The sequence below is a fragment of the Lederbergia wuyishanensis genome (assembly GCF_022900255.1).
Classification (GTDB): domain Bacteria; phylum Bacillota; class Bacilli; order Bacillales; family Bacillaceae_C; genus Lederbergia; species Lederbergia wuyishanensis.
In genome coordinates this window covers 186,757-204,721 of record NZ_JALIRM010000004.1, presented here as the reverse complement: position 1 = coordinate 204,721, position 17,965 = coordinate 186,757, and the positions used below count along the sequence as shown (strand labels likewise).

Here is a 17,965-nt window from a genome sequence, read left to right as displayed (position 1 = left end):
AACTTCTGCATATGCGCTGCGGCGGTTGAATCGGCCTGCGCCATTTGCTCCGACATGATGTTGGAGCTAAGGATTTGCTGAAGCATCGTTTGGATCGGCAATAGTTTTTGTTCCGAAATATAGATGCTCGGAGAAAACCAGTCGTTCCAGTGATACACAGCGGTAAATAACGATAGTGTTGCGATGACTGGACCCGATAGCGGAAGGATGATTCGGAAGAACGTTCCCCAATATCCACATCCATCTACTTTCGCGGATTCTTCCAATCCTGCTGGCAACCCCTGGAAGAAGGTCCGGAAGATGATCATATTCCATACGCTGATGAGGCCAGGAATGATCATGACCCAAAATGTATTGAAAAGTCCCAATCCCCTGATTAAAAGGAAGGTAGGGATCAAACCACCACTGAAGAACATCGTGACGACACAGAAAATCATATAGTAGTTTTTACCGATTAATTCTTTTCTCGACATCCCATACGCAAAGATTGCGGTAAAGAGAACAGCGGTTGCTGTACCGATCACTGTACGAAGAATGGAGATGAAAAACCCATTCAGGATACGGGAATCCTGGAAAACGATATCATAGTTGTCCAAGGAAAATACCCTCGGCCAAAACGTGACTCCACCTTTCATTGTATCGACTCCGCTGTTGAACGAGATGACAAGCGCGTTCCAAAACGGATAAAAGGTGACAAATGCTAATATTGTAAGGATGACATAGATAGAGATCGACATGACTCGATCGCCTGTTGTCATTTTTAACATGTGGAATCCTCCTTTTCTACTGTCTTTTCCGCTTTTCTGTCTAGCTGCAGGTGCTAGGGGCTAGAGAACATTTGCTGGTCGCCCCTAATCAAGCACCTTCTGCTTTTCTGATTACCACAAGCTGCTTCCTGCTCTTCTAGACAATAAGTTAGCCATTGTAAGCAAGGCTACACTGATGATGGCTTTAAATAAACCGACAGCGGTTGCATAAGAGAATAACGAGTGCTGAATCCCTCTTCGATATACGTACGTATCCAGAACATCCGCTACATCCCTTACAACCGGGTTAGAGCCTAAAAGGAGAATATCCTCAAAACCAGCGTTCAAAAGGTTTCCGATTGCCAAAATCATGAAGATTAAGATAACTGGCAAAATGGAAGGGATTGTAATCAAATAGATTTGTTTGAATCGGCTTGCACCGTCAAGGGCGGCAGCTTCATAAAGCTGTTGGTCCACACCCGCAATGGCGGCTAAATAGACAATCGATCCAAAGCCGATTTCTTTCCAAACATTCGTGGTCACAAGGATTGCCCAAAAATATTTCGGAATGCTCAGGAAGCTGATTGGCTCGTCAATGGCTCCCACCTTTTCCAAGGCGATATTTAGGCTTCCGTTATCTGTTGACAATAACGAACCGACGAATCCCGCCACGATAACCCAAGATATGAAGTGAGGCAGATAGCTCACCGTTTGAACCACCCGTTTAAAGAACATATGCCTTACTTCATTTAACATTAAGGCCAAAATGATCGGCGCCGGAAATCCGATAAAGAATTTAAGGAAGCTGATCACAAGCGTATTTCTCATGACTTGAGAAAATTCTGGTGCAGTGAAGAACATATTAAAATGCTTCCATCCCGCCCAAGGACTTTCCGCGATTCCCTTAAAAATGTTGTAATCCTTAAACGCCATGATGATTCCGTACATCGGAATATAACTAAAGATAAAGATGAAGATGATGGCGGGAATGACCATTAATTGGAGTTCCCACTGATTCATTAGTCTAAAGAAGATCGATTTCTTCTTTGGGATGATTACGACATCTTTATTTGCAATTGCCTTTTCCATATCGTCTCCTCCGATTGTTTCTTGGTGATTTTGTATCTTGGAAAAATTCAAAATTAATAACGCTTACTTTTCCAAATAAATTAAAAATGAATTGCTTGTCCAATTTACCTCCCTTGAAAAATTGGTATTTTTGTAACGCTTCCATTAAAGCAATGCCAATTTTCCTATTTTCGTTGTTTTTCGTAGCTTTAATTATGGAGTCCTTTTCAATTATCTAGTAATAAAAGAGACCATCCCTAGATAGTAATAACCTTTTCTAGTTTTTTACAAAAATAAAGAAAATTACTAGTAGTTGTTACTAACATATTAAACTTGGTGTAACAAATAGTCAATCATTTTTTTAAATTGCATGACAAAAAACAAGGACTTTAGACACACAATAGTGAACTAAGTCCTTGTTTTAATACAAATATTTATATTTTTTGTCTCTCTCTAAATGCTCTCTCTATATCACGTTTAGCTTCTTTTTGCTTTAAATCCTCACGCTTATCATATTTCTTTTTTCCTTTTCCTAAGCCTATTAAAACTTTAGCAAAACCATTTTTTAAATATATTTTCAAAGGAATAATGGAGTATCCTTCCTCTTTAGACTCACCGATCAGCTTATTGATTTCTTTACGGTGTAGTAATAATTTTCTTGTTCTTAGTGGGTCATGATTATAACGATTTCCCTGTTCATATGGACTAATATGAGCATTATGCAAAAATAATTCACCATTTTGTATTCTTGCAAAAGAGTCTCTTAAATTTACCTTTCCCGCTCTAATAGATTTTATTTCAGTACCTTGAAGGACAATCCCCGCTTCGTATGTATCTTCAATAAAATAATCGTGACTAGCCTTTTTATTTTGGGCAATTAATTTTCCTTCTCCTTTTGGCATTGTTTTTCCCCCTTGGCTAACTGAATTCGTCTTCATATTATACATCAATTTGAAAAAGGTTAGAAGTCAGACCTCCAACCTTTTGGTATTCCATACGTTTATCTATGTTTACCTTTACTTCGCTTTTGCCGATTTTTTGCAGGTGCATTTTCATACGTTTTTTTCTTTTTCTTTCTTGGTGGTCTTGTTGACCATTCCTCGTTCTCAATTGATCCTTGTGGTCCTTTAGAGTTTGATTTAGAGTTTTTTTCAGATTTCAGTTTTACAATTTTTGTTTTGGGAGCTTCATCGTTACGCTTACGGTTACTTTTCATTCCTACAATTTCAAAATCAATGTCATGTTCCTCTTTATTTACCTTTATAACTCGAACAGTAATTTCATCGCCTATCCTGAAAACATTGCCTGTCCGCTCGCCAATCATGGCCATGTGGCGTTCATCGTAACGGTAGTAGTCATCCGTCATATAACTGACATGCACAAGCCCTTCAATCGTATTAGGTAGTTCAACAAATATACCAAAATTCGTTACAGAACTAATGATCCCATCAAATTCTTCGCCAATTTTATCTTCCATGAATTCTGCTTTTTTCATTTCATCTGTATCACGTTCTGCATCTACAGCACGTCTCTCACGTTTTGAAGAATGGTCTGCAATTTCAGAAAGGTGTGCTTGCCATTTTGCCCGAGTTGCCTCGTCCAATTTCCCCTCGATTAAATAGGTGCGGATTAATCTATGCACAATTAAATCGGGATATCTTCGTATTGGGGAAGTAAAGTGCGTATAGAATTTAGTAGATAGCCCAAAGTGTCCTATACTTTCAGGATTGTATTTTGCCTGCTGCATCGATCGCAACATAACAGTCGAAATAACCATTTCTTCAGGCTTCCCTTGCACTGTTTCAATGATTTCTTGTAGAGCTCTTGGATGAACGGAATTGGCTGTCCCACGAACTACTAGACCAAAGTTTGTGATAAATTCAAAGAACCGATGTAGTTTCTCTTCCTTTGGATCTTCGTGAATTCGGTAAATAAAAGGAACATCCAGCCAGTGAAAATGCTCAGCAATTGTTTCATTTGCTACAAGCATGAACTCCTCAATAATTCTTTCCCCAATTGATCGCTCCCTTATTACAACATCCGTTGGCTTCCCCTCTTCATCCACAATGACTTTTGCCTCTTTAAAGTCAAAGTCAATCGCACCACGCTTCATTCTTTTTGATTGTAAAATTCCTTGTAGCTCTTCCATTAGTTCAAACATTGGTACGAGAGGTTCGTATTTTGTTCTAAGATCCTCATCTTTATCAATCAAAATATGATTAACATCAGAGTATGTCATCCGCTCGGTAGTTTTGATGACAGCTTGGAAAATTTCATGGTTGATAACTTCACCATTTTTGTTAATTTCCATTTCACATGAGAGAGTAAAACGATCTACTTTTGGATTTAGAGAACATATACCATTTGATAGGCGATGAGGGATCATCGGTATAACCCGATCTACTAAATACACACTTGTACCACGTTCAAATGCTTCTCGATCAATTGGGGAACCTTCTTTAACATAATGGCTGACATCTGCAATATGAACTCCAAGTTTATAATTCCCATTCTCGAGTTTTTTTAAAGTTACCGCATCATCCAAATCTTTTGCATCCGCACCATCAATTGTTACAATGACTTCGTTCCGTAAATCACGGCGATTGGGAATATCACTTTCATCAATTGAATCCGGAATGCTGTTAGCTTGTTCTAATACTTCCTCCGGAAATGCAAGTGGAAGTCCATGTTGATGAATAATTGATAAAATATCAACGCCCGGATCATTTTTATGACCTAGTATTTGAATGATTTCGCCTTCAGCATTTTTTCTATCCTCAGGGAACGCAGTTATTTTCACGACTACTTTATGTCCTTCAACCGCACCCATACTGGCGTTTTTCGGGATAAATATATCGTCTGCAATTTTTTTATCGTCTGGAATAACAAAACCAAAGTGACGACTTTCAACGTATGTACCGACTACTTCTTCAAAACCACGCTGTAGAATCCGTATTACTACTCCTTCGCGACGGGATCCTGATGACTCACCAGTAACTCTTACTAAAACACTATCCCCATGCATTGCACCATTTTTTTCATGCGGAGGAATGAAAATATCGTCGAGACCTGATTCGTCAGGTATAAGGAATGCAAATCCTTTTGCATGCCCTGAAAGTGTCCCACGTACAAGATTCATTTTTTCAGGGAGACCGTAGCGATTGCTCCTTGTCCTTACGACAAGTCCCTTCTCCTCCATTTGCACGAGCGCTTTTACAAGATTTTTAAATTCGCTCGCATCTTTAATTTCAAAAGCTTCTTCCAGCTCTTGAACAGTAAGAGGTTTATACGCTTCCTCTTTCATGTATGATAAAATTTTTTCAAAATCCAGTTCTTCCATTGTATCGTCCTCCTTGTATACCTATACAGACCAGTCAAGATCATCAAGAAAATGCAATATATCCTCATGTAGCATATCTTTTTCGGGTCCAAGTGTAATAACATGTCCTGAGTTTTCGTACCATTTAATATCTTTATGTACGGATTCAGCTTGTTCATAAATAATATTTGCACTGTTTTCGTTAATCATCTTATCGTTTCGTGCTTGAACAACGAAAAGAGGTGCATATGTCATATCAACGTTATCACGGACATCCGCAATCAATTCTTGTAATGCTTTTAACGTTTTCATAGGAGTTTTTTTAAATTCTTCCATCTCAACTGAAATTTGTTCCTCCGACTTTCCTTCAAAGCGTTTGTATTCCTTAGCATAATCTAAAATTCCTCCGTACATGACTTCTTCACTTTTAATATACATAGGTGCACACATAGGAATTATTCCCTTTACAGGTACAGTGTAACCCAGTTTCAAAGAAAAAACCCCACCTAGTGAAAGACCAGCAACAGCAATTTCTTCGTAACCTTTTTCTTTTAAAAAATCATAGCCTTCCATTACATCTTTCCACCAATCATCCGGCCCAGTATGAACTAGTTGTTCAGGTGGGACTCCATGACCTTTGTATTGTGGTGCATGACTTGTATAACCATTTTTTTCAAGAAATCGCCCGAGCATTCTTACATCGGCGCTATTTCCTGTAAATCCATGTAGTAAAAGAACTGCTCTCTTCCCTGCTTCAAACGTAAAAGGCTGAGGCGGTTTTATTTTCATTTAGTAAACACCTGCTATTCTGTTAGTCAATATCAATATAGTTTATTTTTATCAAAGTAAGTGAGAATAATCCAGAAATATGATTTTAATCAAGACGGTGGTCCTTAATTGAATATGAACGAGAATGATAAGCTTCAATTGATTGTCTTCAATCGTATTAGAACTCGAGAATGTGGAACTTTTTAGCCATTCATCAGGCTTATGCGTTGCAGAAATCGAGCGTTTTGAACTTTTCAGCTATGCATCAAGTTTATTCGTTGCAGAACTCAAGCGTTTTGACCCTTTTAGCTATGTACCAAGCTTATTCGTTGCAGAAATCGAGAATGTGGAACCTTTGGGCTATGTAACAAGCTTATTCGTTGCAGAACTCGAGCTTTTTGAACTTTTTAGCCATGCATCAAGTTTATTCGTTGCTGAAATCGAGAATGTGGAACCTTTGGGCTATGTTTCAAACTTAATTTGTTGCAGTACTAAATTATATTTAAAGATTCTGCATCGTGTCGGTTTTATTTTTGGAATAATTCCCGTACTTTCCATAATTATTGAGCGATTAAGCACTAATGGTTTTACTACTCATAATTTCTGTAGACTGGGCTGCGCGCTAGTCACAATTCCTGTACAAAAGGATCCAACCACTTATCCAAACAAAAAGAAAAACCTGGCCTCATTATGACCAGGTTACATTCTTTATACGGAAAGAAATGAAACGGCAATCGTTAATAGGAAAAACAAAACGGACAACACGACAGTTATACGATGAAGAATTAGATCCATGCCTCGTGCCTTTTGCTTCCCAAATAGCTGCTCAGCTCCACCGGAAATCGCTCCAGAAAGCCCAGCGCTTTTTCCTGATTGTAATAAAACAACACCAATAAGTCCAATAGAAACAATAATTAATAAAGTGATTGCTAATGTATGCAACATCTTAACGTACACCCCCTGAAACGAACATAAGAAGATACAATAAATGTATCACAAATATATGCGATTGTACAAGAGCTAAAAAAGAAAGAGCCAGTTCCAAAACTGACTCTTTCTCATGTATTACTTAATATTATAAAATGTTTTAGCTCCTAAATATTGAGCTGTGTCTGCCAATTGATCTTCAATACGAAGAAGTTGGTTGTATTTAGCTACACGATCTGTACGGGAAGGAGCACCTGTTTTAATTTGTCCCGCATTTGTTGCAACTGCAATGTCTGCAATTGTGCTATCTTCTGTTTCACCAGAACGGTGGGAGATGACAGCTGTATAGCCTGCACGCTTCGCCATTTCGATTGCATCAAATGTTTCTGTCAACGTACCGATTTGATTTACTTTGATAAGAATGGAGTTACCTACTCCCTCTTCAATTCCGCGAGAAAGTTTTTCTGTATTTGTTACGAAAAGATCGTCGCCGACAAGTTGAACTTTTTTACCAATACGCTCTGTTAATAGTTTATGGCCAGCCCAGTCATTTTCATCTAAGCCATCTTCAATGGACACGATTGGATATTTGCTAACAAGCTCTTCGTACCAATCAACCATTTCTTCAGAAGTTCTTACGATACCTTCACCACTTAAGTGGTATTTTCCATCTTCTTTGCTGTAAAGTTCAGAAGATGCTACGTCCATTGCTAATTTCACTTCTTCACCCGGTTTGTAGCCAGCTTTTTGGATAGCCTCCATAATTGTTTCAAGAGCTTCTTCATTGGATTTCAAGTTTGGAGCAAATCCACCTTCGTCACCAACAGCTGTATTAAGACCTTTATCTTTTAATACTGATTTAAGGCTGTGGAAAATTTCCGCACCCATACGTAATGCTTCTTTAAATGTTGGAGCTCCCACCGGCATAATCATAAATTCTTGAATATCAACGTTATTGTCTGCGTGCTCTCCGCCGTTAACAATATTCATCATTGGTACAGGAAGCTGTTTCGCATTAAACCCTCCGAGGTATTGATATAATTCAAGCCCTAAGTAATCTGCCGCTGCACGAGCTGCTGCCATAGAAACACCCAAAATAGCATTAGCGCCAAGCTTTCCTTTATTATCAGTGCCATCAAGTTCGATCATTGTTTTATCAATGCCAACTTGGTCTGTAACATCGAATCCGATAATTTCTTCAGCAATAATATCATTAACATTATTAACTGCTTTTTCTACACCTTTGCCAAGGTAACGGCCTTTGTCTCCGTCACGAAGTTCAACTGCTTCGTATTCACCTGTTGAAGCACCACTTGGAACTAAAGCGCGTCCAAATGCTCCTGATTCTGTGTATACTTCAACTTCAATTGTTGGATTACCTCGGGAGTCTAATACTTCACGGGCATAAACTTGAGTAATGAATGGCATGAAAATCTCTCCTTAATATTTTATTAGGCAACCAATTGCCAAAAACATAATTTATTATTCCTCAATTAGTGTGGAACCTGTCATTTCTTTTGGTTTTTCTAAATTTAATAAATCAAGCATTGTTGGTGCAAGATCCGCAAGAATCCCACCATCTCTTACTTTCACATCATTTTTTGTGATAATAACAGGGACTGGATTTGTAGTATGAGCTGTCATCGGATTTCCATCGAGCGTAACAACTTCATCTGAATTTCCGTGATCAGCAGTAATAATGGCTGCTCCACCTTTAGAAAGAATCAAATCCACAACTTTGCCGAGACATTCATCAACCGCCTCAATTGCTTTTATTGTTGGTTCAAGCATTCCTGAGTGACCAACCATGTCTGGATTAGCAAAGTTCAAGATAATAGCATCAAATCGATCGTCTTCGATTTGTTCACATAATGCATCAGTTACTTCGTATGCGCTCATTTCCGGCTTTAAGTCATATGTCGCGACTTTTGGTGAATTGATTAAAATTCGTTGTTCTCCAGGAAATGGTTCTTCTCTTCCACCGTTCATAAAAAATGTAACGTGTGGATATTTTTCCGTTTCTGCTATTCGAAGCTGCGATAACCCATTATCTGAAATTACTTGGCCAACTGTTTGATCTAGGTTAACCGCTTTGAACGCCACATAGCCTTTAACTGTTTCAGAAAAATGGGTCATACAAACAAAGTATAGATGTTTAGGCCTATTTTCTCCCCGATCAAATGCTATAAATTCTTCGTTTGTAAACACATTGGAAAGTTGAATCGCCCGATCGGGACGGAAATTATAAAAAATGACCGCATCTTCATCTTCCACAGTTGCAATTGGTTCCCCATTTTCATCAACCATCACAGAAGGAATAACGAATTCGTCGAAGATTCCATGGTTGTATGAGTCTTGCACCAATTCCAGTGGATCCGAATAAACCGGACCTTCACCGTAAGCCATGGCACGGTAAGCTTTTTCTACACGATCCCAGCGTTTATCCCTATCCATTGAATAGAAACGTCCGGAAATGGTAGCAAATTGCCCAACACCATATTCTTTTATTTTGTCCTGTGTTTCTTTAATATATCTTTCGGCTGATTGTGGACTAACATCACGACCATCTAATATGGCATGAATATAGACATCTTTCACTCCTTCGTCAGCAGCTAGCTTCAGTAATGCCCATAAATGGCTTATATGACTATGGACCCCACCGTCTGAAAGCAAACCGAAAAGATGGAGTTTTTTCCCTGTTTTCTTTACATGCTCGATAGCTTGAAGAAATGTTTCATTTTTTTCAAACTCACCATTACGGATGGCGACATTAACACGGGTCAAGCTTTGATACACAATTCGACCTGCACCAATGTTTAAATGTCCTACCTCAGAGTTTCCCATTTGTCCTTCCGGTAGACCTACCGCTTCACCGCATGCTGTAAGTTGATTATGTGGATACGCATTCCAATAACGATCGAAATTAGGCTTTTTTGCTTGAGCTACAGCATTACCCATCGTTTCTTTACGACAGCCAAATCCATCAAGGATGATTAGTGCCACAGGTGCTTTTTTGCTCATTATATAGCCGCCTCCAGTAATTGAAGGAATGAATTAGGCTCTAAACTTGCACCGCCCACGAGTGCTCCGTCGATATCTGGTTGATTCATATATTCTTTAATATTTTCCGGCTTTACACTTCCGCCGTATTGAATTCTAATAGCTTCAGCTGCTGATTTGGAGAAATTTTTCTCAACCACTTGTCTAATATGCGCACACACTTCATTTGCATCTTCAGCTGTGGATGATTTACCTGTTCCAATTGCCCAAATTGGCTCATATGCAATAACCGTTTCTTTAACTTGTTCCTCTGTCAAACCTTGTAATGCTTTCTCAACTTGTTTCTGAACAAGCTCTTTTGTTTCATTGTTTTCCCTTTGTTCTAATGTTTCACCGACACAAACAATAGGAATCAACTGGTGGTCAAATGCCGCATGTGTTTTTTGGTTAACCGTTTCATCCGTTTCAGCAAACATTTCTCTTCTTTCAGAGTGTCCAAGAATGACATATGAAACTCCTAGATCCTTTAGAGCGACTGGACTAACTTCACCAGTAAAAGCTCCATTTTTTTCAAAGTGCATATTTTGCGCTCCAACTTCAACGTCCGTTCCTTTTAGAACATCTACTAATTGGCCAAGGAACAATGAAGGTGAACAAATAACGGAATCTACTTGATCCTTTGCAGGTACCTTAGCTTTTACTTCATTGGCAAAATCCAATGACTCCTGCAGCGTTTTATTCATTTTCCAGTTACCGGCAATGATTGGTTTTCGCATTAATTTCATCCTTTCAAAAACCGTTTTCTATTAAGACTATCTTCTTGTTAACGAAATCTTTAAGAAAAGATCCCTAAAATTAATACATAGTTAAGCTTAAATGCGTGGCAAACAGCCTTTTATTTATCATCTAGGGCTGCAACACCAGGTAATACTTTCCCTTCCATGAACTCAAGAGAAGCACCGCCGCCTGTTGAAATATGACTCATTTGATCAGCTAGTCCAAATTGTTCTACCGCCGCCGCCGAGTCACCGCCTCCAATGACAGAGTATGTATCTTTTGCCTCGGCAAGTGCTTCAGCAATTGCTTTCGTTCCGTTTGCAAATGGCTCCAACTCGAATACACCCATCGGTCCATTCCAAATAACTAGCTTAGATTCCTGAATCACTTTTTTATAAGTTTCTCGAGTTTTCGGGCCGATATCCAAAGCTTCCCAATCTGATGGAATTTCTTCAATCGATACGATTTGTGTATTTGCATTGACAGAAAAATCATCCGCTACGACTACATCAACTGGCATGTAAAAATTAACGCCTTTTTCCTTCGCTTTCGCGATAAATGAATTAGCAAGATCGAGTTTATCTTCTTCTAAAAGAGATTTACCTACTTCGTGACCTTGAGCTTTAATGAACGTATACGCAAGTCCACCGCCGATAATAAGGTTATCCACTTCTTCAAGTAAGTTGTCGATGACGCCAATTTTATCCTTAACTTTTGCTCCGCCAATAATAGCAGTAAATGGACGTTCCGGATTTGAAAGAGCTTTTCCTAGAACCTCTAACTCTTTATCCATTAAAAATCCTGCAGCTGATGGAAGAAACTTTGCAATTCCTTCTGTTGAGGCATGCGCGCGATGTGCAGCACCAAAAGCATCATTGACGTATACATCCGCCAACTCAGCAAATGCTTTTGCTAGTTCCGGATCATTTTTTTCTTCACCTGGATAGAAACGAACATTTTCAAGTAAAATAATGTCCCCTTCTTGCAAATTGGAGATTTGTTCTTTTACATTTTCTCCAAATGCCTCATCAGCTTTTTCAACTTTTTTATTTAATAATTCACTTAGGCGAGTTGCAACAGGTGTAAGTCTAAGGTCTTCCTTCACTTCACCTTTAGGTCTTCCAAGGTGACTCGCCAAAATGACAATAGCGCCTTGATCCGATAAATATTGGATAGTAGGCAACGCAGCTTTGATACGTGTATCATCTGTTACTTTTCCTTCACTCATTGGAACGTTGAAGTCTACTCGACAAAATACACGTTTCCCTTTTACATCAATGTCTTTAATTGATTTTTTCTCCATCGCGCAAGCCTCCTTAATTGAATTGTGTAAAGCACCTTGCTTATCGACGTTCCTTTCAAGCCCAAGACTCAAGATTAAGGACAAAGAGTTTACTAGTCGATAAGCGCTAAAGCTAGACATTTAAAAAAATATGAAAAAAGAGAGGGGATTGGATCCCGCTCCCCATTAACCATTATAAATCTCACACCGTAAATTTCCAATGATTCGTGTATTTCTTGTCGTGCATGTTCAAAAAGGAAGATAAAAAGGACCGAGTCGGCTAAAAGCGCTGACGTCCTGTCAGCAACGCCTGACACTAGCACGTCGTATCATCGGAAGTTCTAGGCGGCGAGTTTCGAGCAGCGGACTTGCACAGGATGTGCTGACTTCTGCGTTGCCCACAGGACGTGGGCGACTTTAGCAGAAGATCCTTCTCCTGATACATGCGCAGCGGAGAAACAAGCCAACGAAGAAATTCGAAGTGTCATTTTTACCGGACTTTTTGAACCTCCTCTTACAAACCTTGTTTTGCAATGTAAGCAGCAAGGTCTACAACACGGTTGGAATATCCAGTTTCATTGTCGTACCAAGAAAGAACTTTTACCATATTGCCTTCCATTACCATTGTAGATAAAGCATCGATTGTGGAAGAATGTGCATCACCATTGAAGTCTGTTGATACAAGCGGCTCTTCAGTGTACGCTAAAATACCTTTTAAACCGCCTTCTGCTGCTTCTTTAAGAGCTGCATTTACTTCTTCAGCTGTTACTGATTTTTCAAGTTCTGCAACAAGGTCAACAACAGATACGTTTGGTGTAGGAACACGCATTGCCATACCGTTTAGTTTACCTTTTAATTCAGGAAGTACAAGCGCAACAGCTTTAGCAGCTCCTGTTGAAGTTGGGATAATGTTCTCAGCTGCAGCACGTGCACGACGATAGTCTTTATGTGGCAAGTCAAGAATTTGTTGGTCATTTGTATAAGCATGAACAGTAGTCATCATACCACGCACAATGCCGAACTTGTCATTTAATACTTTTGCAAATGGAGCAAGACAGTTAGTTGTACATGATGCGTTTGAAAGTACATGATGGTTTGCTGCATCATATTTATCTTCGTTTACACCCATAACGATTGTGATGTCTTCACCGCTAGCTGGTGCAGAAATAATAACTTTTTTTGCTCCTGCTTCAAGGTGTTTTGCAGCATTATCACGATCTGTAAAACGACCAGTTGACTCAACAACGATGTCAACACCAAGATCGCCCCAACCAAGTTGCGCAGGGTCGCGCTCAGCAAGAACTTTAATACGATGATCCCCTACAACGATAGTGTCGCCGTCAACGGATACTTTTTCTTCTAATTTTCCGTGAACAGTGTCATATTGCAATAAGTGAGCAAGCATATTCGCATCTGTCAAATCGTTTACTGCTACAATTTCCACTTCTGGATTATTTAGTGCTGCACGGAAAACATTTCTTCCAATTCTACCGAAGCCATTAATTCCAACTTTTACTGCCATGTTAATATCCTCCTTTAATTTTACGCATTTATTTATTTTTGGCCTTGCTATACTGGTTTGTTGAAATCTGGTCCAATCAATGAATCGAGAAACCAACACGAGTATTTACAAAGCCATGTATTTAAAAGGATCCATCAAGAAAGCTGCTTGACTAACTCTAGATTAGATAAATGCCAAGTGCTTACTACTGATGCCCCTTTAAAAACTCTGATGCGGCGCCTTCATCCGTAATAAGAATTGTTGTTTTAGGTGCACCTTTCATATAGGCCCTAATGGCTTTTGCTTTCGATTTACCTCCAGCTGCGGCTATGACAATTGGCTTATCCTCTAAATCTGAAATCTGCATTCCAATGGTGGGTACTTTATGTACTATTTCCCCATTTTCGTTAAAATAATAGCCAAATGCTTCACCAACTGCATTTTCTTCTATTATTTTTTTCATAACTGTTTTATTTGTTCTTCTTCTTCCAGCCATCGTCAATGCGTCGCCAATTCCGTGGATAACAATATTTGCCGACTTAATCATGTCTAGTACTTCGGTAATCGCTGGCTCTTTAAGCAAAGAATGATACACCTCGAGCCCAACCTCATCCGGTACATATAAAACACGATGTATTCCGCCAGTCTTTTCAGCCATTGTAGCACAAATGACATTGGCCTGGTTTTTTACATCCTCTCCGATTCCTCCTCTAGCTGGGACGAAAAGGAGTTTTCTTCCTTCGCCAATATCACTTGAAAGCATTTCTGCCGTGCACGCCATTGTCGTCCCACCCGTTACAGCGATTATATTTTCTTTTCCAAGACAACTGCTTAATATTTCAGCAGTTGCTTTTCCAATTTCCTCTTTAACGAGAGGAGTTTCATCGCTATCGCCTGGAACAATCACAACTTTATTAACGCCAAGTAATTTCTTTAAGCTATGCTCCATTTCACTAATACCGGTGATTTCTCTCATCATTTCATCCAATTCCGAAAGCAGCTTCATCCCTTTAGATGTTACCATCATCCCTGCTGTTTTAATCGTTATAAGATTACGGGCTTTCAGGAATTCCGCTTCACTGCGAAGAACTCGTTCAGTCATGCCAAGCACATCAGCTAATGTTCTTCGTCCAACCGGCTCCGTTAAACGGATCGAACGAAGAATTTGATATCGCTTCTGCATAACAGAAAGCATATCAGGCACGATTTGAGATTGAATTTTTAATAATGAGTGCATAATTTTGGCTCCTTTAAAGCACAGGGTCAAAATGTGTCCCGGTAAGACATATTGCGTCCCATCACGAGTAAAAAAAATGGTTTAATAGCTCTTTCCTATTTTATCACTCAATAACATATAATTCAAATCATAAATGATTCAATTTTTCCTCAATTGTGAATGTGTCAATTATCCCATATTGAATAATCTCTCCATCAATTTCAACGACTGGAATCATTAAACCGAACTTTTCCGTCCATTCATCACTCTTCTCAATATCTCTTTCAATAATTTGAAATCGATACTCTTTCTGAAGATACTGTAGGATCGATTTGGCATCTACACAAAGTGGGCAACGATTTCTTGTGTAAAGGATAACTTCCATTAGTTCACATTCCTTTTTAATTGTAAATTTCATGTATTATTATACCAGTCCTCAAAAATAAAATCCCCCTCTAATGAGGAGGATTTCGTCTGTATTTTAATAAATCTAAGCTATTTTCAAACTAGGTACTATCTGTATAAACCTCATAAATTGATTGACGACCTTGAATTTGAATAATCATTAAAAAAACCACCTTTCATTAATTTTTTATAAAAAAATTAGTACGGACGATACATGGCGATTTGACGATCTTTAATTTCATCATACATTTTCTCAATTTTTTGATTATGAAGTGCTTCCTCAACACTAATATGTCGTCTTTTAATTGTGATCGTAAAAAAAATAATGTTCAATGTCATTTATATCACCTCCCTTAATCTCAAATATCCTTATAACTAAGCACAAAAAAACCGCATGAAGACATTGCTTCTGCGGCTTAACATATCTAAAAAGCCGCAAGAAGACACACTTCTTCCGCGGCTTTAAATGGGCATAAAAAGCCGCAGGAAAATAGATTCTCCCTGCGGCACGGATATTTTATGATAGTTAAATAAAAATTAAGCAGTCCATTCCCCGTAGGTCGAATTTATAAATTTATTTAGTTGCACTTGACTTACTAATTTAACTGTTTTCATCATTTCACTCGACCTCCTTAAGAAATTTTTACTTACTTGGTAAGTATAACCAATAATAATATATTTGTAAACGGTTTTTGAAAATTATTTTCATAAATTGCTAACCGTTCACCACATTGTATAAAAAACTAGAGTTTACATTGGGTACTACTCTCGTTATCTCTAGAATTGGAAAATTGATACAACATTAATTTGTTCCAATCTCAGAGAATAAGAAAAGCCAAAAGCCACACAATCCGCAACAAGCAAATGGATCTTAGGCGTAATATTTTAGACGGTACTAAATTCTACCGTCGTATGTATGGCAACAAATCATCGTCAGCAAAAGCCTAAGTTTAATAATGGAGACTATACTTTTTTAAAAAAAACAGGTGAAAAAACAATTTATGTTTTTTCACCTGCATATATTTCTTTATTTTTTAGCCATATCATCATTACGTTGAATAATTTGGTCAATTAATCCATATTCTTTTGCTCTTTCAGCGGTCATGAAATTATCTCGATCTGTGTCGCGTTGGATAACTTCAATTGGTTGACCTGTGCGCTCTGCAAGAATTCTATTTAACTTTTCGCGCATATGAAGAATGCGTTTTGCAGCTATCTCAATTTCAGTAGCTTGACCTTGTGCTCCGCCAAGTGGTTGGTGAATCATGACCTCACTGTTAGGAAGAGCAAAACGTTTGCCTTTTGCTCCGGCCGCTAGTAAAAACGCACCCATTGAAGCAGCCATACCAATACAGATCGTATGGACATCCGCTTTAATAAATTGCATTGTGTCGTAGATCGCCATGCCTGCTGTAATACTACCACCAGGACTATTAATGTAAAGATAAATATCTTTTTCAGGGTTTTCCGCTTCCAAGAATAATAATTGCGCAACGATAGAGTTAGCAACTGTATCATCAATTGCACTACCGAGCATAATAATACGGTCTTTCAACAGTCTAGAATAAATATCGTATGCACGTTCTCCGCGGTTGGTTTGTTCAATAACTGTAGGTATTAAATGCAAAATGTTCTCCTCCTTGATCGCCTATTGGCATATTACTTTATGTATTTCCATCATACATTGATGGTCAATAAAGGTCAAATAATACACCTTCATTTTATATCCTATTATATTTACCAATATGGATAAAAATAAACGTTTATTGCTTGCAATAGACAAATTTTTATCATATAATTTTTTATCGTACGCATTAAAATTATGCCCTCGTGGTGTAACGGATAACACGCAAGATTCCGGTTCTTGTACTGGGGGTTCGATTCCCTCCGAGGGCGTCATTCTATCATATTTATAAAAACCTTAATAATAAATTGCCCGCCATTAATTAATGGCGGGCAATTTATTTTGACAATCTCCATATTAACTTTTATTCTTTTTATTCCTTTTCAAAATGTCCCCAGTCCACCCTTTTTTATATAGCCACACGTAAATTAAGCCAGTTGTCAAAATAATGATACACCAAGCGAATATATAACCTAGTTTCCATTTAAATTCTGGCATATATTTAAAATTCATTCCCCAAAGTGCACCTAGAACAGTTATTGGGGTAACTAATACAGTAAAAACCGTTAACGCTTTAATAATTTCATTTCCTCGAAAAGAATACAGATTGATATTTAGATTTAATAATGATTCGATTTGATGCTCATAATGATCGAGCAGTTTCATCGTTCGTTCAAGTCGTATTCTCGTTCGATTATAATTGTCCACTTGGTCAATCGCATTCAAATATGCCTCTTGAAGCGCAATAACTATTTCCTCAATCGGAATGACTAAGTGAGTTAAAAAAAGCATTTCGGATCTAATTTCAAAAATTTCTTCCAAAGAATTAGATTGATTGTTAAATCGAATAGTTTTTTCAAGCGTAATTAATTTTTCTTCAAAATCATCGATGCCGTCTAAAAACGTATTTAGTAGTTCGGAAAGTAAAAATAAAAAACCGTCCAACGCATTATTGCACTGTTCTAAATGATGGAAAACTTCTTCATATGTTATCCTCGAAAATACGTTAATATCAAAATCTATTGTAAGTAACTTATTTTCAGAAACATAATAATGTAGATGTTTATATAGATCTGGATTCTCTGGATCCCTTGAATAATTAAGTGATCCTATCAAAGCAAATGTATTTTCTTTACCATGGGTCATCACCCGCAAATAATTCGTTTTGATATTATTAGAATTATTCAACCATATATCTGTTGCCGGAAAATCATGAAGTAACTTGTCTATTTTATCCTTATCCTTTAGAGTAGCTTCCTGCCAAAACCACCCTTTTGAAAAAGTATGAACACCATCAGTACTTTTTTCCATAACACCACTCCAATTTTCATC

The 17,965-nt window shown here is 38.1% G+C and carries 17 protein-coding genes and 1 tRNA gene; 2 read left to right on the top strand and 16 right to left on the bottom strand.

Annotated elements, in window-relative coordinates:
- The 5 genes from MT489_RS09550 to MT489_RS09530 all read right to left on the bottom strand — a co-directional run.
- The coding region (locus tag MT489_RS09550; protein WP_244681313.1) for a carbohydrate ABC transporter permease at positions 1–767 on the bottom strand (767 nt) is incomplete at its 3' end.
- Positions 768–878: 111 nt separating this feature from the next.
- Positions 879–1,766: an ABC transporter permease gene (locus MT489_RS09545; protein ID WP_244681319.1), complete on the bottom strand. Its 888-nt coding sequence runs from the start codon at positions 1,764–1,766 to the stop codon at positions 879–881.
- A gap of 482 nt (positions 1,767–2,248) precedes the next feature.
- Positions 2,249–2,716, bottom strand: a complete 468-nt coding sequence (smpB, locus tag MT489_RS09540) for an SsrA-binding protein SmpB (protein WP_244681312.1) — start codon at positions 2,714–2,716, stop codon at positions 2,249–2,251.
- Positions 2,717–2,814: 98 nt separating this feature from the next.
- Positions 2,815–5,154 (bottom strand): ribonuclease R, encoded by a 2,340-nt coding sequence (gene rnr / locus MT489_RS09535; protein ID WP_244681311.1) that lies wholly within the window; start codon positions 5,152–5,154, stop codon positions 2,815–2,817.
- 21 nt (positions 5,155–5,175) lie between these two features.
- A complete protein-coding gene (locus MT489_RS09530; RefSeq protein WP_244681310.1) occupies positions 5,176–5,922 on the bottom strand; it encodes an alpha/beta hydrolase in 747 nt (248 codons plus the stop codon).
- 142 nt (positions 5,923–6,064) lie between these two features.
- On the opposite strand from MT489_RS09530, the gene MT489_RS09525 reads away from it, so the two are divergent.
- The gene (locus MT489_RS09525; protein WP_244681309.1) at positions 6,065–6,595 is read left to right on the top strand and encodes a hypothetical protein; all 531 of its coding nucleotides are present in this window, start codon (positions 6,065–6,067) and stop codon (positions 6,593–6,595) included.
- A gap of 14 nt (positions 6,596–6,609) precedes the next feature.
- On the opposite strand, the gene secG is transcribed toward MT489_RS09525, so the two are convergent.
- The 10 genes from secG to clpP all read right to left on the bottom strand — a co-directional run bounded on the left by secG (position 6,610) and on the right by clpP (position 16,636).
- Positions 6,610–6,843, bottom strand: coding sequence for a preprotein translocase subunit SecG (gene secG / locus MT489_RS09520; RefSeq protein ID WP_213112887.1), 234 nt, complete (start codon positions 6,841–6,843; stop codon positions 6,610–6,612).
- Between the two features lie 123 nt (positions 6,844–6,966).
- A complete protein-coding gene (gene eno / locus MT489_RS09515) occupies positions 6,967–8,256 on the bottom strand; it encodes a phosphopyruvate hydratase (RefSeq protein WP_244681308.1) in 1,290 nt (429 codons plus the stop codon).
- 54 nt (positions 8,257–8,310) lie between these two features.
- Positions 8,311–9,849, bottom strand: a complete 1,539-nt coding sequence (gpmI, locus tag MT489_RS09510; RefSeq protein WP_244681307.1) for a 2,3-bisphosphoglycerate-independent phosphoglycerate mutase — start codon at positions 9,847–9,849, stop codon at positions 8,311–8,313.
- Entirely contained in the window at positions 9,849–10,604 is a 756-nt protein-coding gene (gene tpiA / locus MT489_RS09505) for a triose-phosphate isomerase (protein WP_244681306.1), read from the bottom strand. Before tpiA ends, gpmI begins: the two co-directional genes overlap by 1 nt.
- Positions 10,605–10,723: 119 nt before the next feature.
- Complete coding sequence (locus MT489_RS09500) at positions 10,724–11,908, bottom strand: phosphoglycerate kinase (RefSeq protein ID WP_244681305.1); 1,185 nt, start codon at positions 11,906–11,908, stop codon at positions 10,724–10,726.
- 493 nt (positions 11,909–12,401) lie between these two features.
- Complete coding sequence (gene gap / locus MT489_RS09495; protein WP_244681304.1) at positions 12,402–13,409, bottom strand: type I glyceraldehyde-3-phosphate dehydrogenase; 1,008 nt, start codon at positions 13,407–13,409, stop codon at positions 12,402–12,404.
- Between the two features lie 184 nt (positions 13,410–13,593).
- Positions 13,594–14,625 (bottom strand): sugar-binding transcriptional regulator, encoded by a 1,032-nt coding sequence (locus tag MT489_RS09490; RefSeq protein WP_244681303.1) that lies wholly within the window; start codon positions 14,623–14,625, stop codon positions 13,594–13,596.
- Positions 14,626–14,752: 127 nt separating this feature from the next.
- A complete protein-coding gene (locus tag MT489_RS09485) occupies positions 14,753–14,989 on the bottom strand; it encodes a glutaredoxin family protein (protein ID WP_244681302.1) in 237 nt (78 codons plus the stop codon).
- Positions 14,990–15,207: 218 nt separating this feature from the next.
- Positions 15,208–15,348 (bottom strand): YrzI family small protein, encoded by a 141-nt coding sequence (locus tag MT489_RS09480; protein WP_244681301.1) that lies wholly within the window; start codon positions 15,346–15,348, stop codon positions 15,208–15,210.
- Positions 15,349–16,036: 688 nt separating this feature from the next.
- Positions 16,037–16,636 (bottom strand): ATP-dependent Clp endopeptidase proteolytic subunit ClpP, encoded by a 600-nt coding sequence (gene clpP / locus MT489_RS09475; RefSeq protein ID WP_244681300.1) that lies wholly within the window; start codon positions 16,634–16,636, stop codon positions 16,037–16,039.
- A 197-nt stretch (positions 16,637–16,833) separates the two neighbouring features.
- On the opposite strand from clpP, the gene MT489_RS09470 reads away from it, so the two are divergent.
- Positions 16,834–16,905, top strand: a tRNA-Arg gene (locus MT489_RS09470).
- A gap of 85 nt (positions 16,906–16,990) precedes the next feature.
- Here MT489_RS09470 and MT489_RS09465 read toward each other — a convergent pair.
- Positions 16,991–17,944, bottom strand: coding sequence for a magnesium transporter CorA family protein (locus MT489_RS09465; protein WP_244681299.1), 954 nt, complete (start codon positions 17,942–17,944; stop codon positions 16,991–16,993).
- Between the last annotated feature and the right edge of the window lie 21 nt (positions 17,945–17,965).

Bases quoted from the DNA above. Each gene is read 5' to 3' on its own strand.
- MT489_RS09545 (WP_244681319.1), bottom strand. From the start codon at position 1,766: ATGAATCAGTGGGAACTCCAATTAATGGTCATTCCCGCCATCATCTTC.
- smpB (WP_244681312.1), bottom strand. From the start codon at position 2,716: ATGCCAAAAGGAGAAGGAAAATTAATTGCCCAAAATAAAAAGGCTAGT.
- rnr (WP_244681311.1), bottom strand. From the start codon at position 5,154: ATGGAAGAACTGGATTTTGAAAAAATTTTATCATACATGAAAGAGGAA.
- MT489_RS09530 (WP_244681310.1), bottom strand. From the start codon at position 5,922: ATGAAAATAAAACCGCCTCAGCCTTTTACGTTTGAAGCAGGGAAGAGA.
- eno (WP_244681308.1), bottom strand. From the start codon at position 8,256: ATGCCATTCATTACTCAAGTTTATGCCCGTGAAGTATTAGACTCCCGA.
- gpmI (WP_244681307.1), bottom strand. From the start codon at position 9,849: ATGAGCAAAAAAGCACCTGTGGCACTAATCATCCTTGATGGATTTGGC.
- tpiA (WP_244681306.1), bottom strand. From the start codon at position 10,604: ATGCGAAAACCAATCATTGCCGGTAACTGGAAAATGAATAAAACGCTG.
- MT489_RS09500 (WP_244681305.1), bottom strand. From the start codon at position 11,908: ATGGAGAAAAAATCAATTAAAGACATTGATGTAAAAGGGAAACGTGTA.
- gap (WP_244681304.1), bottom strand. From the start codon at position 13,409: ATGGCAGTAAAAGTTGGAATTAATGGCTTCGGTAGAATTGGAAGAAAT.
- MT489_RS09490 (WP_244681303.1), bottom strand. From the start codon at position 14,625: ATGCACTCATTATTAAAAATTCAATCTCAAATCGTGCCTGATATGCTT.
- MT489_RS09485 (WP_244681302.1), bottom strand. From the start codon at position 14,989: ATGGAAGTTATCCTTTACACAAGAAATCGTTGCCCACTTTGTGTAGAT.
- MT489_RS09480 (WP_244681301.1), bottom strand. From the start codon at position 15,348: ATGACATTGAACATTATTTTTTTTACGATCACAATTAAAAGACGACAT.
- MT489_RS09465 (WP_244681299.1), bottom strand. From the start codon at position 17,944: ATGGAAAAAAGTACTGATGGTGTTCATACTTTTTCAAAAGGGTGGTTT.